Here is a 22987-nt window from a genome sequence, read left to right as displayed (position 1 = left end):
TCCTGCTCCGGCCGCGCCGTCACCTCGGTCACCCCACCCGGGCCTGCAGCGAGCTCGTCAGTAGCCGGCTCAGCGCCTTGTACTCGGCCTTTTCCGGGTCGGTGGCGGTGCGGGCGTATACCTTGCGTTCAAGTGCTACCAGCCGCTGCCGCTGTTGCTGGTGTTCGGCGCAGAGCCGGACGGCCTCAACGATGTTCGCCGACCGGCCGCTGACGCCGGCGACGACGACCAGGCGCACCCGGTCGATGTCCCGAGCACAGGGTGCTGCCCGAGGTGCAGGAGCCGGAGCGCGCGCCGGGCAAGGTGGTGGACCTGATGGCCGCGTTGCAGGAGTCGGTGTCCAAGGCGAGGTCGTCCCGCGGTGAGAACGGTGGCGGGGCCGACGTCCATGAGCTGTCGCGCAAGAAGACGGCGAAGAAGCAGCCGGCCTGCAAGACCGCGGCGAAGAAGAGCACCACGAAGACGGCCGCGAAGAAGGCCACGACGAAGAAGACGGCTGCCAGGCGACCCCGCCGGGCTTCGTGACCGGCACCCCTGAGCTGGTTCAGAGGCGAGTTTCTGCGGCTGTGCGACGGTGATCGTCGGCGATCTGCACGGCCTGGGCCTGGGCGACGATGCCGCTGTCGGGGCCGCAGGTGCACCGGACGACGGCGCGTCCGGTTCCTCGCGCGTGACGGCGAGGCCGCGCGCGACGCCGGATGGGGTGGACGTCGATGCATCCCTGATGGCGCGGGACCGCGGAATGTCGATGCGAGCGGACAGCAGTTCGGGACGGCTGAGTGCTTGGGTTGGGCGGTTGCTCGGCTTCCGGTTGGAGGAGTCGGTTTCGGCTTACAGGCGGGTGCGTTCAGGGTTGTCCGGTGGCCTGTCGACAGGCGCGTGCGTAGTCCAGTACCAGGGGGCGGTGGTCGTCGGCACGCCAGACGAGCGCGAGTTGGCTGGGCGAGATACCACGCACCGGGCGGGTGACGACGCCGCCCAGGACAATCAGTGGTGCGTTCCCGCTTGCCAGCAGGCAGACGCCTCGTCCGTCCACGAGCGCTTCGTACGTCTCGTCGGTACTGGCGATCTCAGCCCCGATGCGCGGCGGCCTGCCACCGCGGGCGTCCAGCGCGAGCCAGTAGTCCCGGAGTACGCCGGCGCTCTCCGGTAGCGCGAGGAAGGGCTCGTCCAGCAGGTCGGCGAAGTCGACGGCTTCGCGAGCGGCCAGCGGATGCTCCTGGGACAGGGCGACCATGCGCGGTTCCTCGGCCACCACCACCCAGGTGTAGTGATCGGGGTCAGGCAGAGGCAGCCAGACGAAGGCGAGGTCGCTTGAGGCGTCCGCGAGGCCCGCGGTCGAGTCCTCCCAGCTGATCTGGCGCAGTTTCACGGTGGCGTCGGGATGCGCGTCGGTGAACCGGGATCTGATCGCCGGCAGCAGACCGCCGCGGCCCGGGCTGGTGCTCATCCCCACGTGGAGTGTCGTCCGCTGTCCGGCCTTTGCGATCTCGACCGCCTCCCGCGCGGCGTCCCAGGCGGCGAGCACCTGGTGGGCGTGGGGCAGCAGCGCGGCACCCACCGGCGTGAGCCGGACACCCCGCCGGTCGCGTTCGAACAGCGGCACGCCGAGTTGACGTTCCAGCATCCGAACTTGCTTGCTCAGCGCGGGCTGAGAAACGAACAGCCGCTCGGCCGCACGGGTGAAGTTCAGTTCCTCCGCCACGGCGGCGAAATACCGAAGATCCCTCCCATGCACATCCATAACCATTGGTTATCACAGCCGGTCTTGGACGGGCAAACGATGCCACCGGCAGGGTTGAGCCCGAAAGGTCCGCAGTACTTTCCGGGAAGGGACGTCCGATGAGCAAGGTATGGCTGGTGACCGGGGCGAGCAGCGGCTTCGGCCGGGCGATCACCGAAGCGGCGGTCGCCGCCGGGGACGTAGTCGTGGCAACCGCGCGCCGCATCGACGTGCTGGCCGGCCTGGTCGCCGCGCACCCCGACCAGGTGGAGGCTCTGCGGCTCGACGTCACCGACACCGCAGGGATCGAGGCCACCGTGCGGGATGTGGTAGACCGTCACGGCAGGATCGACGTATTGGTCAACAACGCCGGACGCAGTCACGTCGGCGCCGCCGAGGAGACCACCGACGCCGAACTGCGCTCTCTGTTCGACCTGCACTTCTTCGGACCCGCCGCACTGGTCCGGGCCGTGCTCCAGCACATGCGCGCCCGACGCAACGGCGCGATCGTCCAGATGAGCAGCATGGGTGGCCGGATGTCCTTCGCCGGTTTCTCCGCGTACAGCGCCACCAAATTCGCTCTGGAAGGATTCTCGGAGGCGCTGGTCGACGAGGTGCGCCTGCTCGGCATCAAGGTGCTGATCGTCGAGCCCGGCGCCTTCCGCACCAGCCTGATGGGCAACATCAGCGCCAGCGCGGAGATCGCCGACTACGCCGAGACGGTCGGTCCCACCCGGCGGATGGCCCAGACCGCCGGGGGCGCGGAACCCGGCGACCCAGCCAAGGCCGCAGCGGCGATCCTGGCCGCCCTGGACGCCGAACAGACCCCGCTGCACCTGCCCCTGGGCAGCGACGCGGTCGACGCGGTCCTCGCCCATCTCGACGCCGTCCGCTCCGACGTCACCACCTGGGAGAAGACCGCTCGCGATACCGCCTACCCGCGATAAGGCAGCGGGACTGGCAATCGCGTTGTCCCACGGTGCGGCGGACAACATGGCGGGCCCAGCCGCATCACGAGCCGTCAGCGGCTGAGCACCGCCGCGGATCGGGGTAACTCGGTAGTGGCGTGCCGACCTGCCACTCGGATCCTCCGACCGCAGGGCCCAGGGTGGTGTCAAGCCTCAGCCTGCGGGTGTTGTCGTTTCCGCTGGCGGCTTCGGGCGGATGCTGAACGCTCGCGCCGGCCTGAAGGCTGTGCTCGACCTCCAGCGCTCGCCGGGACGCTCGGCCACCGGCACCGACCGCGTCGCCGTGCGCGAGCAGTACATGAACCGCGCCATCCCCGAGTTCGTCGGCATCCCGGCCCCGGCCGTGACCTGCTGGACCACAGCCCACGCCGACCTGCACCGGGCGAACCTCACCGCATCACTGCTGCTCGACCGGGAAGGATGGGGCCGAGGCCCCCAGGGCTTCGACTGCGCCGCCCTCTACGCCTACACACTGCTCCAGCCGAACGTCGCCGCCCGCGTCCGCGCCGCCTTCCCCCTCCTGGGCAGCCCGGACCGTCAGACCGGTGCTCTTCTCGACGTGCGGCATCCCGGCGTTCATGCGCCGCTCGTCGCGGCGCTGCTGCATCAGCTGCCCGTACCGGGCTGGCCGGACAGGCCGACATGCCGATCGTCGGCATCGGTTGCGGTGGAGGCGCGGTGCGCGTGGACGGTGCCGTAGAGCTCGCCGTAGGTGCGGAAGAAGACCATTAGCGCCTCCGCAGCGCGACGAGGTCGGTGAGCTGGTCGTCGCCCGGTTCGGTCAGGCCCAGCTGTTCGGCCCCCAGGACCATGTCCGCGGTCTCGCGTTTGGCGGCCAGGAGCTGGAAGACCTTCTCCTCCACGGTGCCCTCGGCGACGAAGCGGTGGACCTGGACCGGCCGGGTCTGCCCGATGCGGTGGGCGCGGTCAGCGGCCTGGTCCATCACGGCCGGGTTCGTCTTCGGGCTGGGGGCTCAGCGGCTGAGTCGGGCGAAGTGGCGTAGGGCCAGGGGGAAGAAGACGGCGAGCAGGGCCATCGGCCAGAGCACGGCCGGCAGGACATGCCCCGTCGTGCCGCCGACGCTGCCGAACAGGTCCCGTACCGCCGTCGCGGTCTGGGACATCGGGTTCCACTGCACCACCGTGCCCAGCCAGTCCGGCATGGACGCGGGGGTCGCGATGGCGTTGGACAGGAAACCCACCGGCCAGATGAGGATCTGTACGGCCTGCACCAGCTCCGGTTTCCCGGCCACCAGCGCCAGGTGGATGCCGATCCAGAGCATCGCGAACCGGAACAGGAGCAGGAGGCCCACGGCGCCGAGGAACCCGCCCGCCGTGGTGTGCGCCCGCCAGCCGATCGCGTACCCGACGCCGATCATCACGGCGAGGCTCACCGCGGACTGCAGCATGTCCGCCACCGAACGGCCCACCAGCACCGCGCCGTTGGTCATCGGCATGGACCGGAACCGGTCGATCATGCCCTTGTTGAGGTCCTGGGTGACCGCGATCATCGTGCTCTCCAGGCCGAAGGCCATGGTCAGCGCGAGGATGCCGGGCACCAGATAGTCGATGTAGTCGCCGCCGACGTTCCGGCCCCCGCCGATCAGGTAGCCGAACATCAGCAGGATCATCACCGGGAACACCACGCCGACGGCCACCTGCACCGGTTGCCGGCCCCAGTGGGCGAGTTCCCGCCGGGTCATGGTCCAGGAGTCGCTCAGCGCGAAGGCCGTGCCACCGCCGCGTTCGCGCACCGCGTCCGTCGTGCCCACCGTGCTCATACCGCCTCCTTGGTCCGGGTCCCGTCCGGTGCCGGGGCCTGGTCGGGACGTCCCGTCAGCCGCAGGAACACCTCGTCCAGGGTGGGTCTGCGCACCGCGATGTCCTCCGCCACGATGCCCGCCGACTCCAGGGCCCGCACGACCTGGGTGAGCGCGCTCATCCGGTCGTTCACGGGCGCGCTGAAGCTCCGGCGGTCGGCGTCCACCGTGAGGTCGTCGCCGTCGAACGGCATCAGGGCCACCGCGGCGGCCAGGTTGTGTGCGTCGCGCAGGACGACGTCGATGCGGTCGCCGCCGGTACGGGCCTTCAGCTCGTCGGCGGTGCCGTCGGCGATCACCCGCCCCCGGTCGACCACCGAGATCCGGTCGGTGAGCTGGTCGGCCTCCTCCAGGTACTGGGTGGTCAGCAGCACCGTGGTGCCGCCGCCGGCCAGCGAGCGCACCGAGGCCCAGACCTCGGCCCGGCCGCGCGGATCCAGCCCGGTCGTCGGCTCGTCGAGGAAGAGCACCTCCGGTTCGGTGATCAGTGAGGCGGCGAGGTCCAGCCGCCGCCGCATGCCGCCGCTGTACCGCTTGACCTGTTTGTCGCCGGTGTCGCCGAGGCCGAACCGCTCCAGCAGCTCGTCGCCGCGGGCGCGGGCCCGCCGGGCGCCGAGGTGGTGGAGTCGGCCGAACATCTCCAGGTTCTGCCGGCCGCCGAGCTCCTCGTCGAGTGCCGCGTGCTGGCCGAGCAGACCGATCCGGGCCCGTACCCGGCCGGCCCGCGTCACCACGTCGTAGCCGGCGACCGCAGCGCGGCCCGAGTCCGGCCGCAGCAGCGTGGTCAGCACGCGGACCGCCGTCGTCTTGCCCGAGCCGTTCGGGCCGAGGAGGCCGTGCACGGTGCCGCGCCCCACCCGCAGGTCCAGTCCGTCCAGAGCGGCCTTGTCCCCGTATCGCTTCCGTACGTCCTCGACCTCGATCGCGTCGGTCATGTGGTCCCTCCGCTCGCGTAGTCAAGCTTGACTACTGTTCGCCGGGACAAGCTATTGCCCGTGCCCGGATTAGTCAAACTTGACTACATGACCCGGTGTGCGGCCCTGACCGCCCTGCCGCCGGGCGGCGTGTCTCAGAGGTCGTCGCCCGGATGCCGCTCCCCGGTCGCGTACGGGTTCGGCTCGCCCTCCGCGAGCACACCCGAGAACGGCTCGCCCTCCCCCGCGAAGGTGTACGCCCCGTTCTCCAGGCGCCGGATCAGCCCGTCCGTCCACTCGGCGCCCGCGTCCGCCGAGTGGACCCACAGGTTCATGATCTCGCCGATGTGCCCGAGGCTGTCCGGGCCCTCCTCCGGCGTGTAGTACTCGGTCACGGACTTGCGCCAGTCCTGGATGGCCCGCACCCGTTCGCGCAGCAGCTCCAGCGCCTCCCCGCGCTCCAGGTCGACGATGAAGCCGAGCGCCGCGGTGAGCACGTCCGGTGTCTGGTCGTACGCGGTCAACGACCCGCGCAGCAGCCGGAAGTACTCTTCGGTGCCCTCCGCCGTGATCTCGTACTCGGTCCGCGGTGGGCCGCCGACCACGGACGGGGCGATCTCGTGCGCGTGCAGCAGCCCTTGCTTCGCCATCTGTTTCAGGGCGTGGTAGATCGAGCCCGGCTTGGCGTTGGACCACTCGTGGGCGCCCCAGTACTCCAGGTCGTTGCGCACCTGGTAGCCGTGGGCCCGCCCATGCCGGCGCACGGCGCCCAGCACGAGAAGACGGATGGCTGACATGGGCTCCAGATTACGGCCTGGTGCGACGGCCGGACCGGGGCGGCTGCCGTGAGTGCGCGGTCGCGGCGTACGGAGGACCAGAAGGACCAGCCGATCAGGACGACGCCGACGAGGCCGGTGATGACCTCGTTGATCCGGTACTGGATGGTGACCAGAGGATGACGGCCGGCGCGCCGATGGCATACCAGGTGCGTCGGCGGCAGCCTCAACACCCGCGGCCGGGGCCTCGGCGACGCCCGTGCGGGTACCGGAGCCCACCCCGGCGGGCACGGCCTCGGCATCGGCTTCCTCGCCGACAGCGTCCGCGGAGCGGAGCTCGTCGATGCACGGCGGCGCCCACGTCGACAAGGCCCACGCCAGCGGGTGTGCTTCATCGTCGAAGATCGCTAGAACCTAAGCCCCGGGCGGGGGCATGGCACGGCCGGACCACATCACGGTCCGCGCCACTCAACGGTTACCGCGTTGCGGTGGCCAGTGCCGCGCGGATGGCGTCCTCGCCGACCGGCCGGCCCTTTTCGTTCGAGTACGGCCCGTACGGTGTTCCCCACACCGGCATGCCCGTCGCCTGCCGCCAGCTGTCGGCCAGCGTTCCCGCGTCCACCACGTTGTAGCCGATGGAGTCGATGAATTCGGTCACCGCAGCCTTCGCCGGCGCGGAGTCCCCGGCGATCGGCAGGTAGGAGCGGTCGGCCGCCCCTGCCGGACGGGCGAGTGACAGCAGGTGCTTGAAGAAGATGTTGTTGAACGCCTTTACGAGCAGGGCGTCCGGGGCGTACCGCAGAAGCAACTCGCTTGAGGTGAGGGATCTGCTGTCGAGCTCGGGGATGTGCCCGTCACGTTCGGGGCCGTAGTTGCAGGTGTCGATGACCGTCTTCCCGGCCAGTGGCGCGGCGGGCACGTGGGGGAAGGCGCTGACCGGCACCGTGACCACGACGATGTCGCCGGCCGCCGCGGCCTCTTCGCTCGTCGCCGCGGATGCCCGCGGCCCCAGTTCCTCGGCCGTGTCCACGAGCGTTTCGGGACCGCGCGAGTTGCTGAGCACCACCTGGTGCCCGGCCCCGACGGCGAGTCGCGCGAGCGTCCTGCCGATGCTGCCGCTTCCGATGAATCCCACAGTCGTCATGATCTCAACGTCCTTCAGAAGAGCCGTACTTGCCGGTTGCCGGGCTCGTTACGATCCGGGTTCCCGCCGTCAGCCGGCGGGGAAGTAATGGCCGTTGTCCAGATCGGCGAGCAGGCCGGGCCGGTCGGGTTCCCAGCCGAGGGTCCGGCGGGTGATGAGGTTGGACGCCGGGTAGCTCTGCGTGACGATGTTCGTGAGGAACCCGAAGTACCCCGGCGTCATCAGGGCATCGTCGGGAACGCTCACGGCGGGCAGGCCCAGACGGCCGGCGATGGCCTCGGCGATCTCGCGGAACGGGATGCCCCCGTCCCCGACCGCGTGCCAGTATCTGCCGGCCGGCCCCTTCTCCAGCGCCAGGCGGAACAAGGTGGCGGCATCGTGGATGTGCACGGCGTTCCACAGGTTCGCGCCGTCACCGTGGTAGCCGACGAACCCCTTCTCCTTCGCGAGCGCGATCAGCGTGGGGAGGAAGCCGGCTCGATCGGTCGTGCCGTGCGCGATGTTGGCGATCCGCACGACCGAAGACCGCACCCCCTGCTCGGCGAGGTCGACTACGGCCCTCTCCACGACGTTGCGGATCCGCAGGGTGCCTTTGTGCTCCTCGCCGGCGGGGAGGGCCCGGTCCTCCTCGGTGGCAGGCCGGCCCAGGTGCTGCCCGGGTGAGCCAATGCTCCCCGCCGTGACCAGCGGCTTCCCGGTGCCCGCCAGTGCCTCGCCGTACGCGAGCACGATCGGGAGCTCCGCAGCGGCCACGGCGTCCATCCCGCCGGCGGGCAGCAGATCCTGCCTGTGGGCCACGTGGATGACGCCATCGGAGCCCGCGGCTGCCTCCTTGAGCCCGTCGAGATCCTGAAGGTCGCCGCGACGCACCTTCGCGCCGAGCGCGGACAAGGCCGCCGCGGAAGCGTCCGACCGGGCCAGGCCGGTGACCTCGTGCCCGGCGGCGATGAGCTCGGGAATGATGTACGAACCGGAATGACCGGTCCCTCCGGCGACGAATACGCGCATCCAACTGTCCTTGTGAGGTAGGTGCAGGGTCTTCCCGTGCCGTAAGTGAACTGGCGTGATGCGGCACGAGAGATAGGGATAGGAGATTTGCTCAGCCGAGAAGGGTGATACCGAGGGAGAAATTGGTGTGCTTGACGGAGTGGTTCATGAGGCCCAGCTCCAGCAGGCCGACGTTCTCCAGCGCCCGCGCCATGAACAGTTCCCCGGTGTCCCAGGGGCGCAGCCCCAGGCTCTCGACGAACGCCGACACGCGCGCCTTCGCCTGCGCGTCGTCGCCGGCGATGAACACGTCCAGAGGGCGGTCCTCGGCCGGGCCGGCCGCCAGAACGTGGGAGAACACGGTGTTGAACGCCTTGACGACATGTGCGTCGTCGGGAGCCGCCTTGGCGATCTCCTGTGCGCCGGAACTGTCGTCGGGGACGACGAAGCCCCGCAGGTCGGGGGCTACGGGGTTGGTGATGTCAACGATGACCTTGCCGCGCAGTGCGTCCCCGTACTCCCTCACCACCGCCGCGGCGCCGGCGTACGGCACGGCGAGGACAACGATGTCCCCGGCCGGGGTGGTGCCGGCCGTCCCGACCGTGGCACCACCGAGCGCCGCGGCCAATTCCTTGGCCTTGGCCTGGTCGCGGCCGATGATCTCGACGGCGTTACCGCCGGCGAGCGCCCGGCCGGCCAGGGCGCGGGCCACGTTCCCCAGGCCGATAATGCTGATGCCGCTCATGGAGTTCCTGCTTTCCGGAGCTGGATAAGACACCATGCCCACCCAGTTGTTGTTGACGGTTGCGTCGTCGACGCCGTCGAATTCTTGTGCCGAATTCGCTCGGGCCATTAGGTACCTATTTAGGTTGCCATTGGCCTGAGGAGGCGTCCAAGACTTCTTTCAGCTGTGGTGATACCTTGGAGGCATCACCAACTGGGAGCGGCCATGGATCTGGACCTGCGCAAACTGCGTTACTTCGTCGCTGTGGCCGACCAGTTGCACTTCGGCCGCGCCGCCGATGAGCTGCACATCGCGCAGCCGGTGCTCAGCCGGCAGATCCGGGCGCTCGAGGAGGATCTCGGCGCCTCGCTGTTCACCAGGGATCGCCACGGCGTGGAGTTGACGGATGCGGGCCGGCAACTGCTGGCGGACGCCGGTCCGCTGCTCGCCTCGACCCACGCGGTCCGCCGCCGGGTGTCCGCGGCCGCCGGCGGCAAGCGGCGGCTGATGGTCGGTTTCCGGGCCGGCGTTGCCGTCACCCCGGCGGCCCGTGCGTTCGAGGACCGGCATCCGGACGTGGTCGTGGACGTGCAGCGGATCGAAGGGGACGACCAGGCTGCGATGCTGCTCGACGGCCGCATCGACGTCGGCTATGTGCGGTTGCCCATCGACGAGGCCGGCCTGCGTGTCACCCCGCTGTACACCGAGCCGCGGGTAGCGGTACTGCCCGCCGGACACCGGTTTGCCGGCAAGAAGGAGGTCACCGAGGCCGACCTGGCCGACGAACCGCTGGTCTGGCACGGTGACCCGAGCACACAGCCCACCAAGCGCCCGCTCCCCAACGCCGGGTACCCGGTGCGCGGGGTGGACGAGACGCTCGAGCATGTCGCGGCCGGCCGGGGCATCTCCTTCCTGGCCCGTTCGGCGTCCGTGTTCTACTCGCATCCGGACGTCGTCTATGTGCCCATCCCGGATCTGGCGCCCGACCAGGTGTGCCTCGCGGTGGCGGCATCGCACACCTCGCCGGTGGTGGAGGACTTCGTCACTGCGGCTCAGTCGACGGCCGAGATCACGGCAGAGTGCGGGAACTACGAGATGTGGCAGCGTGGAGGCGATGCCGTCACAAGGCACGCTTGAACAGTTCGACTGCCCCCCGGTTCATCCTGCGCTGAAGAGTGAGATGGCCTGACGGAGCGGTGCTGTTGCGGCTGACCGCTGAGCCGGTTCCGTTCTTCGGCCGGCAGTTGTCCGAGGGGGCCCGGAAGCCCCTGAGACCGACTGGAAGTACGTGCTGCGGACGCGGCTCCCTGGCAAGCTCTCAGCCGCGGGAAGAGCGGGTGGCGTCGCCGCCATTCCCTCCTCCGCCGGTTCCTGGAGGGTCGGCCGGCGGCGGCCCGGGACCGTGGGTACGTAGTGGTAGAGGCGTTCGTGGGCGGGCAGTTTGGCGGCGAGGCGTTCGGGGCCCATGGTGGCCCGGTCGACTTCCACGAACGCCCGCAGCATCGGCCCGCCCTCGCCGTCGGCCGGGCCCTCCTGGTAGTACAGGAGAGCGTCAGGGATGACGGCCTCGCCGCTCCCGACCGGATGGTGGACCTCGGGGATCCAGTCCAGCGGCCGGCACACGTCGCCGCGGCGGCGCGCGTCTTCGAGGAAGGCGAGCGCGGTCTCGGTCAGCGTGTGGCCGGCCTTCAGCCGCACGGCGGTCGGATCGGACATCGTCCTGGAGGGCCGGCGGGGCCCGCGCATCTCGGGCCACTCGCAGGCGAGCCGCACGCCGTACGGGGTGGGGAACCACACCCGGGTCCGCCCGACCTGCGTCAGCGCGAGCCGGTGGGACCAGCCCCTCCTCCCGCAGCCGGGCCGGCCGCCGCCTCGTCTGCTCGATCCGCACCCCAGGGGCGATCGCCCGATGCAACTGCCCGGTGGTCGCCATCCGGTACTGCACCAGCACACCCAGGGCCAGCCGGTCACCATCCAGCTTCGGCCGTGGTCGGGAGGCCGACATCCCCTCTACGCCCCCGAGTCCACGCCCCACAGCAGGAAGAAACGAGAAGTGGGCGGGTGGGACAGGCATCGGTCGGCGGGCGAGTGGATCGGGCGCCGCCGGTGTTCCTCGCGCGCGACGGCGAGGCCGCGCGCGCGAGACCGGGCAGACGATGCTGCCCGGCCGGGGGCGATGCCGGCCCCGGTGCGCGGGCGGCGTAGCCTGGCCCGTTCGTGATCACACACGGAGGGGATCCGATGCGCCGTCATCATGACCAGGACCAGGCCCTTGCCGTCACGCTCGCCCTGCTGCTGTTCACCTGCGGCGGTGGCTGCGCCAGTGCGGCATCCGACACCGCATCGCCCGTGAGGGCGCCGAGTCCTCAGCCCGCCTGGGCCGTCACCGTTGGACCATAGAGCGCACGATGTCCTGGCTCGCCGGATGCCGTCGACCGCATCGCCGCTATGAGCGCAAAGCCGAACACTTCTTCGCCTTCACGAGCATTGCCTGCACTCTCATCTGCCACCGCAGACTTGTTACCCGGACGGGCAGGACGCCGCGATCCTGAGGAAGTTTGTCGAGGAGATGCCTGTCCCGTGCCAGCTCACCTCACCAACCAGATTTGCCCAGCGCGGCGGTCAGTTGAGGAGCAATCAGATCCGTTTCGGCCAGGGCACCGATGTGGTCCTGACCGTCGAGATCGATGATCTGGAAGCCGAGAGCACGCAGTTCACCGGCATGCTCGGCGATTCGGCGTGCGATGGCGGCCCCGCCGACGTAGTCATGCATGCGGCAATCCGGCTCGCAGTCCCGGGTGCCGTACCAAAGGATCTTCGGACCCGGGAGCGCCGCCAGGGCCGGACGGTCGTCGCGCTCGTCCCACTCGCGGTACAGCAGCCGGTCCACGTGGTGACCGTCCGCCTTGGCCTTCTCCCCGACCAGCAAAAACGCGCTGCGGGCGCCCTCCACACAGCCGAGCCAGTAAGCGTTGCTTGCGAGCAGCGGGAAACCGCCCAGCATCAGTCCCTTCGCCCGCTCCGCGAACGGAACGAGGAAACCGGCCAACGCCGCCATGCCGGAGTACCCGGCCAGGACGAAGTCGCCGACGCCCGCCGCGTCCGCGACGGTGTGCAGGTCGGCGACTTCCCTGTCGATCGGGTAACTGGTCAAGGAGGCCGCGTCCCACGGACCGCCCGCCTGGTCCTCCGGGCCAACCGCTACGTCCTCCTCCGGCTCCGTCAGCCCGACCACGCGGCGCGGCATGTAGCGGACGACGCGGTACTGGCCTGCCAGCGCGGCGGCCAACGAGCCGAACTCGCCACGGAAGCGGGCGGGGAAAACCAACGCCGGCCCGTCTCCGACGACCTCGTACCACAGCTTGTATCCGTCATCAGCGACAACGATCGGCATGCCGGCCCCTCTCTGATCAACACAAAAGCAAGCAGGCTGATGCCCGACCGCCTCACGCCCCGACCATCATGACAGTGCGCGCCCAACCATTTCTCAGCGGCTGCTACTCCTACAGGTGCCAAATGAGATGGTCTCTTTAAGCACATCCGCCACCCCTGCCGCTGGCGAGGAGGCCGGAGTTCACTGGGATGAGCGAGAGACCGCCCGGCGTCAGATCGCGGTGCCTCCCTGCGCTCTCTTCGTGGTCCCCCGGGCGCCGGTCTGGTGGACCGACCCCCCGCTGTCTGCGCTGTCAGGCACGTATCGTCGTCGAACCGGACGGCACCGACGACCGGTTCACCGGCTCGGGAGAGGCTACCTACCCGCAGCGCGAAGGCGGAGATCTCCTCCCCTCGTGCCGTGGCCCGCATCATTACGCTGCCCGTCGCGCTTGCCGAACGCCGGTGTTCACGCCGGATGCGTCCTTGGGCAGGCTCCGCTGCTGAGGTGAACTTGCAGGCTAAATCGTTCCCGTGGCCACCGGTGCTTTGTATGTCTGATGTGGTGATGAAAAACGTGATGCGTGCCGCGGCCGTTGCCCCGCTCTGGCACTCTCCCTGCTGGGGGCTGTTCCGCCTCGGCTTCCGACAACACCGCCATCGGGTCTGGTATCGACTGTCCGTCCGGCTATGTGTGCATCTACCCCGAGATCAACTTCGGCGGTCAGCCGTGGGTGCGGCGGGCTGTGGATGGTGGTGTCGAGGACCTGCCGTCCGCGATCCGTGACCGCGGCAGCTCGATCCGCAACAACTCCGACTGCACCGCCCGTGTCTATGAGAAGCGGAACTACAGCGGCCGCTGGGTGTGCGTCACCCGCAGCGGCGGCTCCATCCACGATCTGCGCGGCTACAACCTCAACGACCAGACCCGCTCCCTGAAGATCAACCGCAACGACTGCGGCTGATAGCCGAAGTCGACGCCTGTATAGCCGAGTTGGCCGAGGAGAAGGACGAACTTGGGCGGCGGCTCGTGGTCCGCAATGGCCACCACCAGCCCTGCTCGGTGACCACCGCGGCCGGGACCGTCGAAGTCAAGGCCCCGCGCGTCAACGACAAGCGCGTCGACGAGGCGACCGGGGAGCGCAAGCGTGGAAGTCGGGGAGGGCGACGACCGACAGCTTCTGGTTCCGCAGGGGGTCGCGGGCGTTCGCTGTGACGTTGTCCCCGCGATCCAGTGTCTGCTGGAGCAGTAGGGTTCCGGTCCGGCCGGTCGCGCCGAAGATCGTCAGCCGCATCGTCGGGCCCTCCTGTTGTTCATCTCGGCAGGAGTTGGTCGGTCAAGGTCTGGGTGAGCCACTGCTCGTAACGCTGCGGTGGCCACCCGCGGTCGCTCACCAGGAGCTTGAACACCTCGGGGGACATGAGCGCGTGAATGACGTCGGCCGCATCGCGTTCGCGTACGCCGGGGCGCAGCGTCCCGGCGCGGGCGAGGGCGCGCGCGATCTGGCGCTGCCCGGCGCTGCGGCGCTCGGCCCGTTCCGCGAGCAGAGCGGCCGCGTCACGGTCCGATGCGGCGGCACTGGCGAGGATGCGGTACAGCGGTGCGGTCCTGACGTTGGTCTCGCGGCAGATGGCAGCGAACCCCGCGAGTTGCCTGGCGGGATCGGGTTCGGCGAGCAGAGCCTGGGCGGCCGGCTGGTCGGCGAGTGCGGCCGCGCCCCCGGTGCCGGTGACGGCGGCGTCGATCAGCGCCATGAGGATGCCGATCTTGGAGGAGAACAACCGGTACACCGTCGCGGGCGGGACGTCGGAACGCTCGCTGATCGCCTCCACCGTCGTGGCCGCGTAGCCGCGTTCGACGAACAGAGCACGGGCGGCGTCGACGACGGCGGCACGGGCCAGCCGCGTTCGGGCCTGCTGCCCCGTGCCGCCGGCGGAGCTGGTCTTGTGGTCGGGCGTCATGAGGATCAGTCCGTCCCGAACCCGGCGGGAACCCGGCCGGCGCAGGTCGCTGTCGCATCGGCCGGTCGCGATGGCCGACCGAACTCCTGCAGTACGCGGCCGGGTCGCACGGGGTTCCGCATGACGTTCCTCATGTTGTGAGAGTAGCACTCTCGAAATGAGAGTGTTACTCTCGCAGCGTGCGGAGAGGGACAGCTGCCGTGATCGCCCTCGGGTGGGGCTCAGCACTCGGGGCGGTCGTCGGCTGCCTGCTCCCCTTTCTGCTGGGCTACTGGACCCTGCGCTGGTCGTCTCCCCAGGGCGTGATCGCCATGGCCGCGGGTGCGGTGCTTATCGGTCTCGGCGTCGTCCCGATCGTGCGAGCGTTCGTCGCATTCGTTGAGGCCGGCGGGACCCCCGTCCCGGCCGCGTCACCGCCGCGGCTGGTGGTGAGCGGCCTCTACCGCCACATGCGCAACCCGATCTACGCCGGCTTCGTGGTCGTGCTGATCGGCCAGGCGGTGCTGTTCGGTTCCGTGGGCATGGTGTTCTACGCCGCCGTCTCCTGGTGCGTCGGCGCCGCGGCCGTTCGGTTCTATGAGCAACCGCGACTGGCTGACCGGTTCGGTGCCGAGTACGAGGAATACCGTCGCGCGGTGCCTGCCTGGATACCCAGGCTTCGTCCCTGGACTCCCTCCGGGATCCGCGATCACATCCCACTGCGCTCACCTCCGGTGAGCTGCGCACCGAGAGGAGTGATCCCCATGTTCCGCGTTGCGCCGGTCGCGCCCGCCGACGCCCCATTGAGCGTCAGGCTCGTCTACTGGTTCGTCCGACGCAGCATGGCCAAGACGGCAGGCAAGGACGCTGAACAGGTGATCGGGCCTTTGCAGATGTATGCGCACCTGCCGAGTCTTTTCAAGGGTTACGTCAAGCTGGAGCGGGCCACCGCCACACTGCACGCCGTCGATCCGCGCCTGCACGCTCTCGCCGAGCTCAAGGCCGCCACACTCACCCACTGCGCATACTGCATCGACCTGGGCTCCGCGATCGCCCGCCAGTGGGGGCTCACGGACGCGGAACTGCTCGCACTGCCCCATTACCGGTCGAGCCCGCTCTTCTCCGACCTGGACAAACTCGTCCTCGACTACGCCGTCGCGATGAGCCGCACCCCCGTCGACGTGCCCGACGGCCTGTTCGACCGCCTCCGGCGACACTTCACCGACCCTCAGATCGTGGAACTGACGCACCACGTCGCTCTGGAGAACATGCGCGGCCGGTTCAACCTCGCCCTCGGCGTCGGCGCGGCCGGTCTCAGCGACGGCATGGTCTGCGCCGTCCCGACAACACACCCTGCCCAGAACGCCCCGACGAATCCGTCCGCCGCCCGGGAGGAGCAATGACCCACGTCAATGACGCCTCGGTAGGAGGGAGCAGAATGGACACGCCGACCGGACGCACCATCGCCGCCCCCCGCCTGACCGCGGTCCTGGGTCTCGTCCTCGCCGTGGGTGTGCTCGCCCAGGGCCTGTCCGCCGGCGCCTTTATGCAGGGCGACCGCCAGTGGCACGCCTGGCACGAAGCCCTGGGCAATGCGCTCGTCCTGCCGCCGCTGATCAGCCTGGTCGTCGCGCTCGTGCTTCTGCCACGGCAACGTGACACTCCCTCAGCACTTGCAACGAGGATCGTCCTCCTCGTTCTCGTGATCGCGGTGATTGCGACCGGCCACGCCGGCAGGAGCCTGCTCGCTGTACATGTTCCCGCCGCGATCGCCACGGTGGGGATCGCCGTGCGGCAGGCAACCGGATTCGTCCGCGTTCCCAACCTGGCAGTGGCCCAACGGCACAGAGCAGATGACCACGTCCCGAGGACCGGCTGTTGACGGGGAGAGCAGAAGGGAGGAGCCATGAAGGTCGGCATCGTCGGGGCAGGGATTGCCGGACTCGCCACCGCAGTCGCTTTCGCCCGCCTGGGCGCGGAGGTCATCGTCTACGAACGGCCCGACGCGACGACGGCGGGCGCCGGTATCTCTTTGTTCAGCAACGGTCTGCGCGCTCTGGACGCGATCGGCCTTGGCGAGGCGGTGCGCGCCCTCGGCGCACCACCGAACATCCCCCTCGGCCTGCGCACCCCGCGTGGGCACTGGCTGGTCCGCCCGTCACCAGCCGCCGGCCCGGAATTCGGCGTCATCCACCGCGGCGACCTGCGCGACATCCTCTCCGCGGCCGCCCCGGACGTGCAGTTCTCGCCCGTGGTCGCGGTTCACAGCACCGCGACCACGGCCACCGTCTCACTCGACTCCGGCGCCACCCAGACATTCGACCTGGTGGTCGGCGCCGAAGGCGTCGGCAGCGGGATCAGGCGTTCCTGGCCCGACGACCCGGGTATCCGCTACGCCGGATACACGGCCTGGCGCGGCATCACCAAGGTCGCGTTCGACGTGCCGGCGGCAGGCGAGACGTACGGGCGCGGTGAGCGGTTCGGCATCGTCCCCATGAACGACGGCCGTATCTACTGGTACGCCACAGTCTCGACACCAGCCAACTGGTCAGCCGCGGATGAGAAGGCGGAGCTCGTCCGCCGGTTCGCCGGCTGGCACGACCCGATCCCGGCTCTGCTGGATGCCACCGACAGCCGTGCCGTCCTACGCAACGACATCATCACCCTCGCCGCACCGCTTGCCCGTTTCACCCGCGGCCGCGTCGTCCTTGTCGGCGACGCGGCCCATGCCATGACCCCCGACCTCGGGCAGGGCGGGAATCAGGCCCTGGAAGATGCCATCACGCTGGCCGCCTTCGCGGGCCGAGAGCACAATCTCGATGCCGCGCTCGGCCTCTACGACGAGACCCGGCGGGAGCGAACCGCCGCCATTGCACGGCGGTCCTGGCAGATGGGGAAAATTGCCCAAGTACACAGCCGACCAGCGGTCGGTTTCCGCAATGCCCTCATCTGGCTGACTCCAGCAGCCGTCGCTGTGCGGACCTCGACGCGACTGCAAGCGTGGCAGCCCCCGAGCCCGGAGCCGGCACCCTGACCTCCGTCGGCGTCGTCGTCGACCAGGACGGCTTCCCCGCCCCGTCGGCCCAGCGGGCGTCTGAGGGGTGTCGTCACCCACGAGCCGGCGCCCGTGTAGGCGCGGTCAGTGAGGATCGGGAGGTCTTGGCGCTCGCAGATGTGCACCCGCTGCTTCGCCACCAAGCAACTGGCCGAGGCACTCGGTGGAGAAGGCGCAAGTTGAGCATCGTGACCGACACGCTCGGCCTCCTACTCGCGGTCCTGGTCACCGCGGCCAGCGTCCAGGACTCCAGCGCCGGCACCCGCCTGCTCGACCAGGTCGCCGCCGACCACCCCGCGATCCGCAAGACCTGGGTGGACGGCGGCTACCGCAAGCACTTCGTCGAACACGCCGCCACCCTCGGCATCCATAGAGATCAGCGCCCGCGCCCCTCGGGACCAGGGAATTCACCCCGATACCCAAACGCTGGGCCGTGGAGCGCACCTACGGCTGGCTGATGCTTCATCGCCGCCTGGCCCGCGACTACGAGACCCTCCCGGCCCGCTCCGAAGCCATGATCCACCTCGCCATGACCGACCTCCTGGCCCGCCGCCTCACCGGCGAAGCCACCATCTCCTGGCGTGACCCGACATCACCGGATCAAATCCACATCCCGGGATGAAAAAACGGGAGAAAATGACCTCTCAGCACGCCGCAGCCCTGACCCGCGAACCGCTGGCGGTCTTCTGTGACGAGCTCCTCGCCGGCCTGGCTCATGGCGGTAACGACGACATCGCCTTCTCGCGGTCCGCGCCCCGTCCCACGACCTGCCCCCCGGCTGAGGAGCGGCCCTGACGCCGGGTTCTTGCCGGATCTGATGCGCTTGGTCGGGCATGCCGACTTGTCGGTGGTCACCTCGCGGGTCCCAGGGCGCGGGGCGGACGGCGATGCGGTGGTCGTCGCGCCCGTCCCGAGTACGCACGTCTCCGGCTATGCGGTGGGGGTGAGTTCGGCGCGGCCGAACAGCAGCGCGTAGCCGGTGGGGAGTTGGCGCAGGATGCGGGTCAGCAGGTCGGGTCCGGCATAGGCCGCGATGGCGGAGAAGACGGATCCGGTGTCCCAGCGGGTGGTGGCCAGGGAGGCGCCGGTTCGGGCGGCGAGGTCCTTGACGAAGGCCCAGCCGCCCAGCGGCTGGGTGTCGGGGATCTGGGTGGCGAGGATGCGTGCGGCTTCGAGGGGCAGGCGGGCGGCCAGTTCCACGCGTTCGTCGCCGGTCAGCTGGCGTCCCAGTCCGGCGAGGACGAGGCGGACGGCTTCCTCGGCCTTCTCACGGGTGGGGTAGGCGCCGTCGTGGCGGACCTTTTCCAGCATCTGCTCGTACGCCCTGCCGTAGGGCTGCTGGAACGGTACGGGTCGGTCGGATATCACTGCGATGGTTGCCTTTCACCAGGGTCGTGGTGCCGGTCTGCGGTCACCGGGGGTGGGTGGTCAGGTGGGCTGGGGACGGCCGAAGAGGAGGTCGTAGCCCGCGGGGAGCTGGAGCAGGATCTCCTTGAGGAGGTCGTCACCGGCAGTGTCGGCGACCGTGGACAGCACTGCGCTGACATCCCACGTCACGGTCTGCTCGGTGGCGCCCTCGATCCAGGCTGCGGTCGCCCGCACGAACCGCTCCGGCGACAGCGGTTCGGCGCTCTGCAGCGGGTTGAGGAGGATGAGGGCGAAGTCCTCTGGCAGGCGTGCCGCGAGCTGGGCTCGGACTCCGCCGACCAGGTGCGCGCCGAGCAGGGCGAGCACCACGCGGGCGGCGCGCTCGGCTTCCTCCACAGTGTCGTACTCGCCGCGTTCCTTCACATGGTCGAGGAACGCCTCGCGTCGCAGAGTCATCTCGGCCACCACCCCTTTGTTCTTCGGACTGCCCACGGGGGTGCGGAGAGCGGGGCGAGGGGGAGATCAGGTGCCCGCCCTCCGCACCCGTCCGGCCGGTGTCAGCCGGAGATCTCCTTGCGGCCGGATCCGACGCCGATGGAGATCTTGCGGGGCTTGGCGCGCTCGGCGATCGGGATGCGCAGGGTGAGCACGCCTGCGTCGTAGTCGGCCTCGATGTGCTCGGTGTCCAGTGTGTCGGCCAGCACGATCTGGCGGGAGAAGACGCCCAGCGGCCGTTCCGACAGCTCCATCTGCACGTCATCGGCCTTCGTCACCGGCCGGCGCTCGGCCTTGACGGTCAGCATGTTGCGTTCGACGTCGATGTCGATCGCGTCCGCGCTGACGCCGGGGATGTCGAAGGCCACCACGTACTGGTCACCCTCGCGGTAGGCGTCCATCGGCATCGGGGACGGCCGCGACCAGGTACCCGGGCCCATCAGCTGCTGCGCCAGCCGGTCCAGCTCACGGAAGGGGTCGGTGCGCATCAACATCGTGAAACACCTCCAGCAGGTTCGGGCAGTTGCTGCCAATGCGCTGCACTAACACCGTTGTAACATGTCATCCAATGGATGACAAACATGATGTCGTCGACCTGATGACCACCCGAGGGAGGTGCCCGTGACCGCAGCCGATCAGCCGTCCACGACCAGTGCGAACGCCCACAGCCCGGCGTCGTTCCTCGCCGCTGCTGCGGCTCTTGCCGCGATAGACGGCGCCCTGCGCGATGCCCAGCACGAGACCCCCGATGCCGTCGGCCCCGGTGCCGAGCAGGCGCTGGCCTCCCTGATGCTGCTGCGGCAGGTGCGCGAGCAGCTCGCCGGCTGGGAGACCGGTCTGATCGAAACCGCCCGCGATGCCGGCGCCAGCTGGGCCGACCTCGCCCGCCCCCTCGGCGTCGCCAGCCGCCAGGCCGCCGAACGCCGCTACCTGCGCGGCCGCCCCGGCCCCACCGGGACCACCGGCGAGCAGCGCGTGACGGCCACCCGCCAAGCCAGGGCCGCCGAACGCGCCACCGCTACCTGGGCCCGCGCCAACGCCGCCGACCTGCGCCGCCTCGCCGGCCAGATCACTGCGCTCGCCCACCTCGCGCCCGGAGCGCGCTCAGCCCAGGCCGCCCTGCATGCCGCCCTCGGCGCCACCGACGCCGCCGAGCTCGTTGCCCCCCTGACCGGCATGCGTCCCTACATCGATGCCCGCCACACCGACCTCGTCAGATGCCTGGACGCCCTCGACGACCGGCTCGCGGCGGCAGCAGCTGACGATGCCTGACTCCCACCACAGCGAGTCACAAAATGCGGGTGCAGTCCGGCCCGCCCCGGACCATGCCGACGGCGGGCCACGATCCGTCTCGGCCCGAGTCCCATCCGTTCAAGACGTTCCCACAGAAAGAGACCCACATGGGTAGCAGTGTCGAGACGCTGGAATTCCAGGCCGAGACCCGCCAGTTGCTCCGACTGGTGATTCACTCGATCTACTCGAACAAGGACATCTTCCTGCGGGAGCTGATCTCGAACGCCTCCGACGCACTGGACAAGCTGCGGCTGGAAGCGCTGACCGACTCCAGCCTCACCGGGACCGACACCACCGACCTGCACATCTCACTGGAGGTCGACAAGGACGCCCGCACACTGACCGTCCGTGACAACGGGATCGGCATGACCCGGGACGATCTCGTGGAGCTGATCGGCACGATCGCCAAGTCCGGCACCGCCGGCCTGCTGGAGAAGATCAAGGAGTCCAAGGACGCCGCCACCGCCGAGGGCCTGATCGGGCAGTTCGGCGTCGGCTTCTACTCGGCGTTCATGGTTGCCGACAAGGTCACCCTGCGCACCCGGCGGGCCGGCACCGACCCCGGCACCCAGTGGGAGTCCGACGGCGAGGGCACCTACGACCTCCGGGCCGTCGACGGCCTGCCCGTGGGCACCTCGGTCACCCTGCACCTCAAGCCCGCCGACAGCGAGGACGGGCTCGCCGACTACCTGTCCGAGTCGAAGATCCGTCAGATCGTCAAGCAGTACTCGGACTTCATCCGCTGGCCGATCCGGATGGCCACCGAGCGCACCGACGCCGAGGGCGAGACCACCCGCGACGTCGACACGCTCAACTCGATGAAGGCGCTGTGGGCCCGGCCGCGCAGCGAGGTGACCGAGGACGAGTACACCGAGTTCTACCAGCAGATCAGCCACGACTGGCTGCCCCCGGCCGAGACGATCCACATGCGTGCCGAAGGAACCTTCGAGTACGAGGCACTGCTGTTCATCCCCTCGCAGGCACCCTACGACCTGTTCTCCCGCGAGAGCAGCCGCGGTGTGCAGCTGTACGTCAAGCGGGTGTTCATCATGGACGACTGCGAAGCGCTCATGCCCAACTATCTGCGCTTCGTCACGGGTGTCGTGGACGCCCACGACCTGTCGTTGAACGTCTCCCGCGAGATCCTCCAGCACGACCGCCAGATCCGCGGCGTGCGACGGCGCCTGGTCAAGAAGGTCCTCGGCGCCATCAAGGACATGCAGTCCAAGGACGCCGAGCGCTACGCGAAGGTGTGGGCGCAGTTCGGCCGGGCGCTGAAGGAAGGCCTGGTCGAGGACACGGACAACACCGAGGCCCTGCTGGAGCTGGTGTCGGCTGCCTCCACGCACGACCCGGAGAAGGCCACCACGCTGCGCGCGTACGTCGAGCGCATGAAGGACGGCCAGGACACCATCTACTACCTGACCGGCGAGAGCCGCGCCATGGTGGAGAACTCCCCGCACATGGAAGCCCTCGCTGCCCAGGGGTACGAGGTCCTGATCCTCACCGACCCCGTCGACGAGGTGTGGGTGGACCGGGTCCCGGCCTTCGACGGCCACCCTCTGCAGTCCATCGCCAAGGGCCAGGTCGACCTCGGAGAGTCCGCCGACGGCAACCAGGAAACCGGCGCCGAGAAGGCCCGGCGCGAGCAGGACTTCGCCGCCCTGCTGCCCTGGCTGACCACCACCCTGTCCGAGCAGGTCAAGCAGGTCCGCCTGTCGTCACGCCTGACGACCTCGGCGGCATGCATCGTCGGCGATGCCCACGACGTGACACCGACCCTGGAGAAGATGTACCGGGCGATGGGACAGCAACTGCCCACCGTCAAGAGGATCCTGGAACTCAACCCCGCACACCCACTGATCACCGCCCTGCGCACAGCACACGACGCCGGCGCCGACGAACCCGCACTGGCAGAGATCGCCGAGCTGATATACGGCAGCGCACTGCTCGCCGAAGGGGGCGACCTGCCCGACCCGGCCCGCTTCACCCGGCTGCTCACCGACCGCCTCACCCGCACTCTGTGACCATGGGTGCGGCCCGGCACGGCCCAAGCGCCCGGTCGCACCCACCCCGACCTCGCCACCTCACACTCCCCATGAACCCGCCCGCCCGGACACCCGTACGGGTGTCCGGGCGGGCGGGTGTGTTCGGGCTGCCCATTCACCACACGGGGTGATGCTCTGTTCTGGAATCGTCGATCACCTCATGCTCTGCCAGGTCACCTGACACTGTCGCGCGCGAATCACGCCGACGATCCAGGAACGGGCGGTGCCGACGAACGACAGCAGGCCTCACCCCTTTTGCCCGGCGTTAAAGGGTGGTACACAAGGCCGTGGTCTGGGCATTTCCCCTGTATGCGTGGGGTGTTGAGGGCCGAGCCGTTGTGAGTGGAGACGTTCACCGG

General features: G+C 69.5%; 24 protein-coding genes and 6 pseudogenes. 13 read left to right on the top strand and 17 right to left on the bottom strand.

The features are described from left to right. Positions 1-28 precede the first annotated feature (28 nt). The gene (locus tag AB0F77_RS31160; protein ID WP_358079873.1) at positions 29-238 is read right to left on the bottom strand and encodes a hypothetical protein; all 210 of its coding nucleotides are present in this window, start codon (positions 236-238) and stop codon (positions 29-31) included. A 35-nt stretch (positions 239-273) separates the two neighbouring features. On the opposite strand from AB0F77_RS31160, the gene AB0F77_RS31155 reads away from it, so the two are divergent. Beyond that, entirely contained in the window at positions 274-525 is a 252-nt protein-coding gene (locus AB0F77_RS31155; RefSeq protein ID WP_358079871.1) for a hypothetical protein, read from the top strand. A 322-nt stretch (positions 526-847) separates the two neighbouring features. Here the strand turns inward: AB0F77_RS31155 and AB0F77_RS31150 are convergent, their stop codons facing one another. Beyond that, a complete protein-coding gene (locus AB0F77_RS31150) occupies positions 848-1750 on the bottom strand; it encodes a LysR family transcriptional regulator (protein ID WP_361955027.1) in 903 nt (300 codons plus the stop codon). A gap of 92 nt (positions 1751-1842) precedes the next feature. On the opposite strand from AB0F77_RS31150, the gene AB0F77_RS31145 reads away from it, so the two are divergent. Next, entirely contained in the window at positions 1843-2670 is an 828-nt protein-coding gene (locus tag AB0F77_RS31145) for an oxidoreductase (protein WP_361955026.1), read from the top strand. A gap of 217 nt (positions 2671-2887) precedes the next feature. Next, positions 2888-3391 carry a hypothetical protein gene (locus tag AB0F77_RS31140; protein ID WP_361955025.1) on the top strand — a complete coding sequence of 168 codons (504 nt, stop codon included), beginning with the start codon at positions 2888-2890 and terminating at the stop codon, positions 3389-3391. A 28-nt stretch (positions 3392-3419) separates the two neighbouring features. On the opposite strand, the pseudogene AB0F77_RS31135 reads toward AB0F77_RS31140, so the two are convergent. The 8 genes and pseudogenes from AB0F77_RS31135 to AB0F77_RS31100 form a co-directional block, all read right to left on the bottom strand. Continuing rightward, positions 3420-3647, bottom strand: a pseudogene (locus AB0F77_RS31135) (DEAD/DEAH box helicase); the annotation flags it as partial. Positions 3648-3665: 18 nt separating this feature from the next. Beyond that, the gene (locus tag AB0F77_RS31130) at positions 3666-4472 is read right to left on the bottom strand and encodes an ABC transporter permease (RefSeq protein WP_361955024.1); all 807 of its coding nucleotides are present in this window, start codon (positions 4470-4472) and stop codon (positions 3666-3668) included. After that, the gene (locus tag AB0F77_RS31125; RefSeq protein ID WP_361955023.1) at positions 4469-5446 is read right to left on the bottom strand and encodes an ATP-binding cassette domain-containing protein; all 978 of its coding nucleotides are present in this window, start codon (positions 5444-5446) and stop codon (positions 4469-4471) included. The genes AB0F77_RS31130 and AB0F77_RS31125 overlap by 4 nt, the downstream gene beginning before the upstream one ends. Before the next feature lie 134 nt (positions 5447-5580). Next, complete coding sequence (locus AB0F77_RS31120) at positions 5581-6222, bottom strand: PadR family transcriptional regulator (protein WP_361955022.1); 642 nt, start codon at positions 6220-6222, stop codon at positions 5581-5583. Between the two features lie 44 nt (positions 6223-6266). Further along, positions 6267-6406, bottom strand: a pseudogene (locus AB0F77_RS31115) (DUF475 domain-containing protein); the annotation flags it as partial. 270 nt (positions 6407-6676) lie between these two features. Next, complete coding sequence (locus AB0F77_RS31110; protein WP_361955075.1) at positions 6677-7336, bottom strand: NAD(P)-binding domain-containing protein; 660 nt, start codon at positions 7334-7336, stop codon at positions 6677-6679. A 78-nt stretch (positions 7337-7414) separates the two neighbouring features. Beyond that, positions 7415-8353 (bottom strand): SDR family oxidoreductase, encoded by a 939-nt coding sequence (locus tag AB0F77_RS31105; protein WP_361955021.1) that lies wholly within the window; start codon positions 8351-8353, stop codon positions 7415-7417. A 91-nt stretch (positions 8354-8444) separates the two neighbouring features. Beyond that, complete coding sequence (locus tag AB0F77_RS31100; RefSeq protein ID WP_361955020.1) at positions 8445-9077, bottom strand: NAD(P)-binding domain-containing protein; 633 nt, start codon at positions 9075-9077, stop codon at positions 8445-8447. A 204-nt stretch (positions 9078-9281) separates the two neighbouring features. Here AB0F77_RS31100 and AB0F77_RS31095 point away from each other — a divergent pair, with 204 nt between their 5' ends. Next, complete coding sequence (locus AB0F77_RS31095; RefSeq protein ID WP_361955019.1) at positions 9282-10193, top strand: LysR family transcriptional regulator; 912 nt, start codon at positions 9282-9284, stop codon at positions 10191-10193. 21 nt (positions 10194-10214) lie between these two features. Here the strand turns inward: AB0F77_RS31095 and AB0F77_RS31090 are convergent, their stop codons facing one another. Then, a complete protein-coding gene (locus AB0F77_RS31090; protein WP_361955074.1) occupies positions 10215-10802 on the bottom strand; it encodes a replication-relaxation family protein in 588 nt (195 codons plus the stop codon). A 593-nt stretch (positions 10803-11395) separates the two neighbouring features. Here AB0F77_RS31090 and AB0F77_RS31085 point away from each other — a divergent pair. Beyond that, positions 11396-11608: pseudogene (locus AB0F77_RS31085) on the top strand (transposase); the annotation flags it as partial. Positions 11609-11649: 41 nt separating this feature from the next. On the opposite strand, the gene AB0F77_RS31080 reads toward AB0F77_RS31085, so the two are convergent. After that, a complete protein-coding gene (locus tag AB0F77_RS31080) occupies positions 11650-12450 on the bottom strand; it encodes a hypothetical protein (RefSeq protein ID WP_361955018.1) in 801 nt (266 codons plus the stop codon). A 562-nt stretch (positions 12451-13012) separates the two neighbouring features. Here AB0F77_RS31080 and AB0F77_RS31075 point away from each other — a divergent pair. After that, on the top strand, positions 13013-13393 hold the full coding sequence (locus AB0F77_RS31075; RefSeq protein WP_361955017.1) for a peptidase inhibitor family I36 protein: 381 nt from the start codon (positions 13013-13015) through the stop codon (positions 13391-13393). After that, positions 13384-13584, top strand: a pseudogene (locus AB0F77_RS31070) (IS256 family transposase); the annotation flags it as partial. The gene AB0F77_RS31075 and the pseudogene AB0F77_RS31070, both read left to right, overlap by 10 nt. 158 nt (positions 13585-13742) lie before the next feature. Here the strand turns inward: AB0F77_RS31070 and AB0F77_RS31065 are convergent. Continuing rightward, positions 13743-14390, bottom strand: a complete 648-nt coding sequence (locus AB0F77_RS31065; protein WP_361955016.1) for a helix-turn-helix domain-containing protein — start codon at positions 14388-14390, stop codon at positions 13743-13745. A gap of 200 nt (positions 14391-14590) precedes the next feature. Between AB0F77_RS31065 and AB0F77_RS31060 the strand changes: the two genes are divergently transcribed. From AB0F77_RS31060 to AB0F77_RS31050, 3 genes are read left to right on the top strand one after another with little or no spacing between them, the layout of a single operon-like run. After that, positions 14591-15772, top strand: a complete 1182-nt coding sequence (locus tag AB0F77_RS31060; RefSeq protein ID WP_361955015.1) for a methyltransferase — start codon at positions 14591-14593, stop codon at positions 15770-15772. Positions 15773-15807: 35 nt separating this feature from the next. Then, the gene (locus AB0F77_RS31055) at positions 15808-16251 is read left to right on the top strand and encodes a hypothetical protein (protein WP_361955014.1); all 444 of its coding nucleotides are present in this window, start codon (positions 15808-15810) and stop codon (positions 16249-16251) included. A 24-nt stretch (positions 16252-16275) separates the two neighbouring features. Next, positions 16276-17403 carry an FAD-dependent monooxygenase gene (locus tag AB0F77_RS31050; RefSeq protein ID WP_361955013.1) on the top strand — a complete coding sequence of 376 codons (1128 nt, stop codon included), beginning with the start codon at positions 16276-16278 and terminating at the stop codon, positions 17401-17403. 53 nt (positions 17404-17456) lie between these two features. On the opposite strand, the pseudogene AB0F77_RS31045 reads toward AB0F77_RS31050, so the two are convergent. After that, a pseudogene (locus AB0F77_RS31045) lies at positions 17457-17549 on the bottom strand (IS5/IS1182 family transposase); the annotation flags it as partial. A 48-nt stretch (positions 17550-17597) separates the two neighbouring features. Here AB0F77_RS31045 and AB0F77_RS31040 point away from each other — a divergent pair. After that, positions 17598-18046: pseudogene (locus tag AB0F77_RS31040) on the top strand (transposase); the annotation flags it as partial. Between the two features lie 308 nt (positions 18047-18354). Here AB0F77_RS31040 and AB0F77_RS31035 read toward each other — a convergent pair. The 3 genes from AB0F77_RS31035 to AB0F77_RS31025 all read right to left on the bottom strand — a co-directional run bounded on the left by AB0F77_RS31035 (position 18355) and on the right by AB0F77_RS31025 (position 19781). Continuing rightward, positions 18355-18792, bottom strand: a complete 438-nt coding sequence (locus tag AB0F77_RS31035) for a DUF2267 domain-containing protein (RefSeq protein WP_361955012.1) — start codon at positions 18790-18792, stop codon at positions 18355-18357. Positions 18793-18852: 60 nt separating this feature from the next. Continuing rightward, positions 18853-19248: a DUF2267 domain-containing protein gene (locus AB0F77_RS31030; protein ID WP_361955011.1), complete on the bottom strand. Its 396-nt coding sequence runs from the start codon at positions 19246-19248 to the stop codon at positions 18853-18855. 101 nt (positions 19249-19349) lie between these two features. Next, the gene (locus tag AB0F77_RS31025; protein WP_361955010.1) at positions 19350-19781 is read right to left on the bottom strand and encodes an Hsp20/alpha crystallin family protein; all 432 of its coding nucleotides are present in this window, start codon (positions 19779-19781) and stop codon (positions 19350-19352) included. Positions 19782-19908: 127 nt separating this feature from the next. Between AB0F77_RS31025 and AB0F77_RS31020 the strand changes: the two genes are divergently transcribed. Both AB0F77_RS31020 and htpG read left to right on the top strand, forming a co-directional pair. Then, positions 19909-20559: a type III effector protein gene (locus tag AB0F77_RS31020; protein ID WP_361955009.1), complete on the top strand. Its 651-nt coding sequence runs from the start codon at positions 19909-19911 to the stop codon at positions 20557-20559. Positions 20560-20687: 128 nt separating this feature from the next. Beyond that, positions 20688-22607, top strand: a complete 1920-nt coding sequence (gene htpG, locus AB0F77_RS31015) for a molecular chaperone HtpG (RefSeq protein ID WP_361955008.1) — start codon at positions 20688-20690, stop codon at positions 22605-22607. The last annotated feature ends 380 nt before the right edge of the window (positions 22608-22987 follow it).

The organism is Streptomyces sp. NPDC026672, assembly GCF_040638185.1.
GTDB lineage: Bacteria > Actinomycetota > Actinomycetes > Streptomycetales > Streptomycetaceae > Streptomyces.
This window is presented reverse-complemented; position numbering and strand designations above follow the sequence as displayed.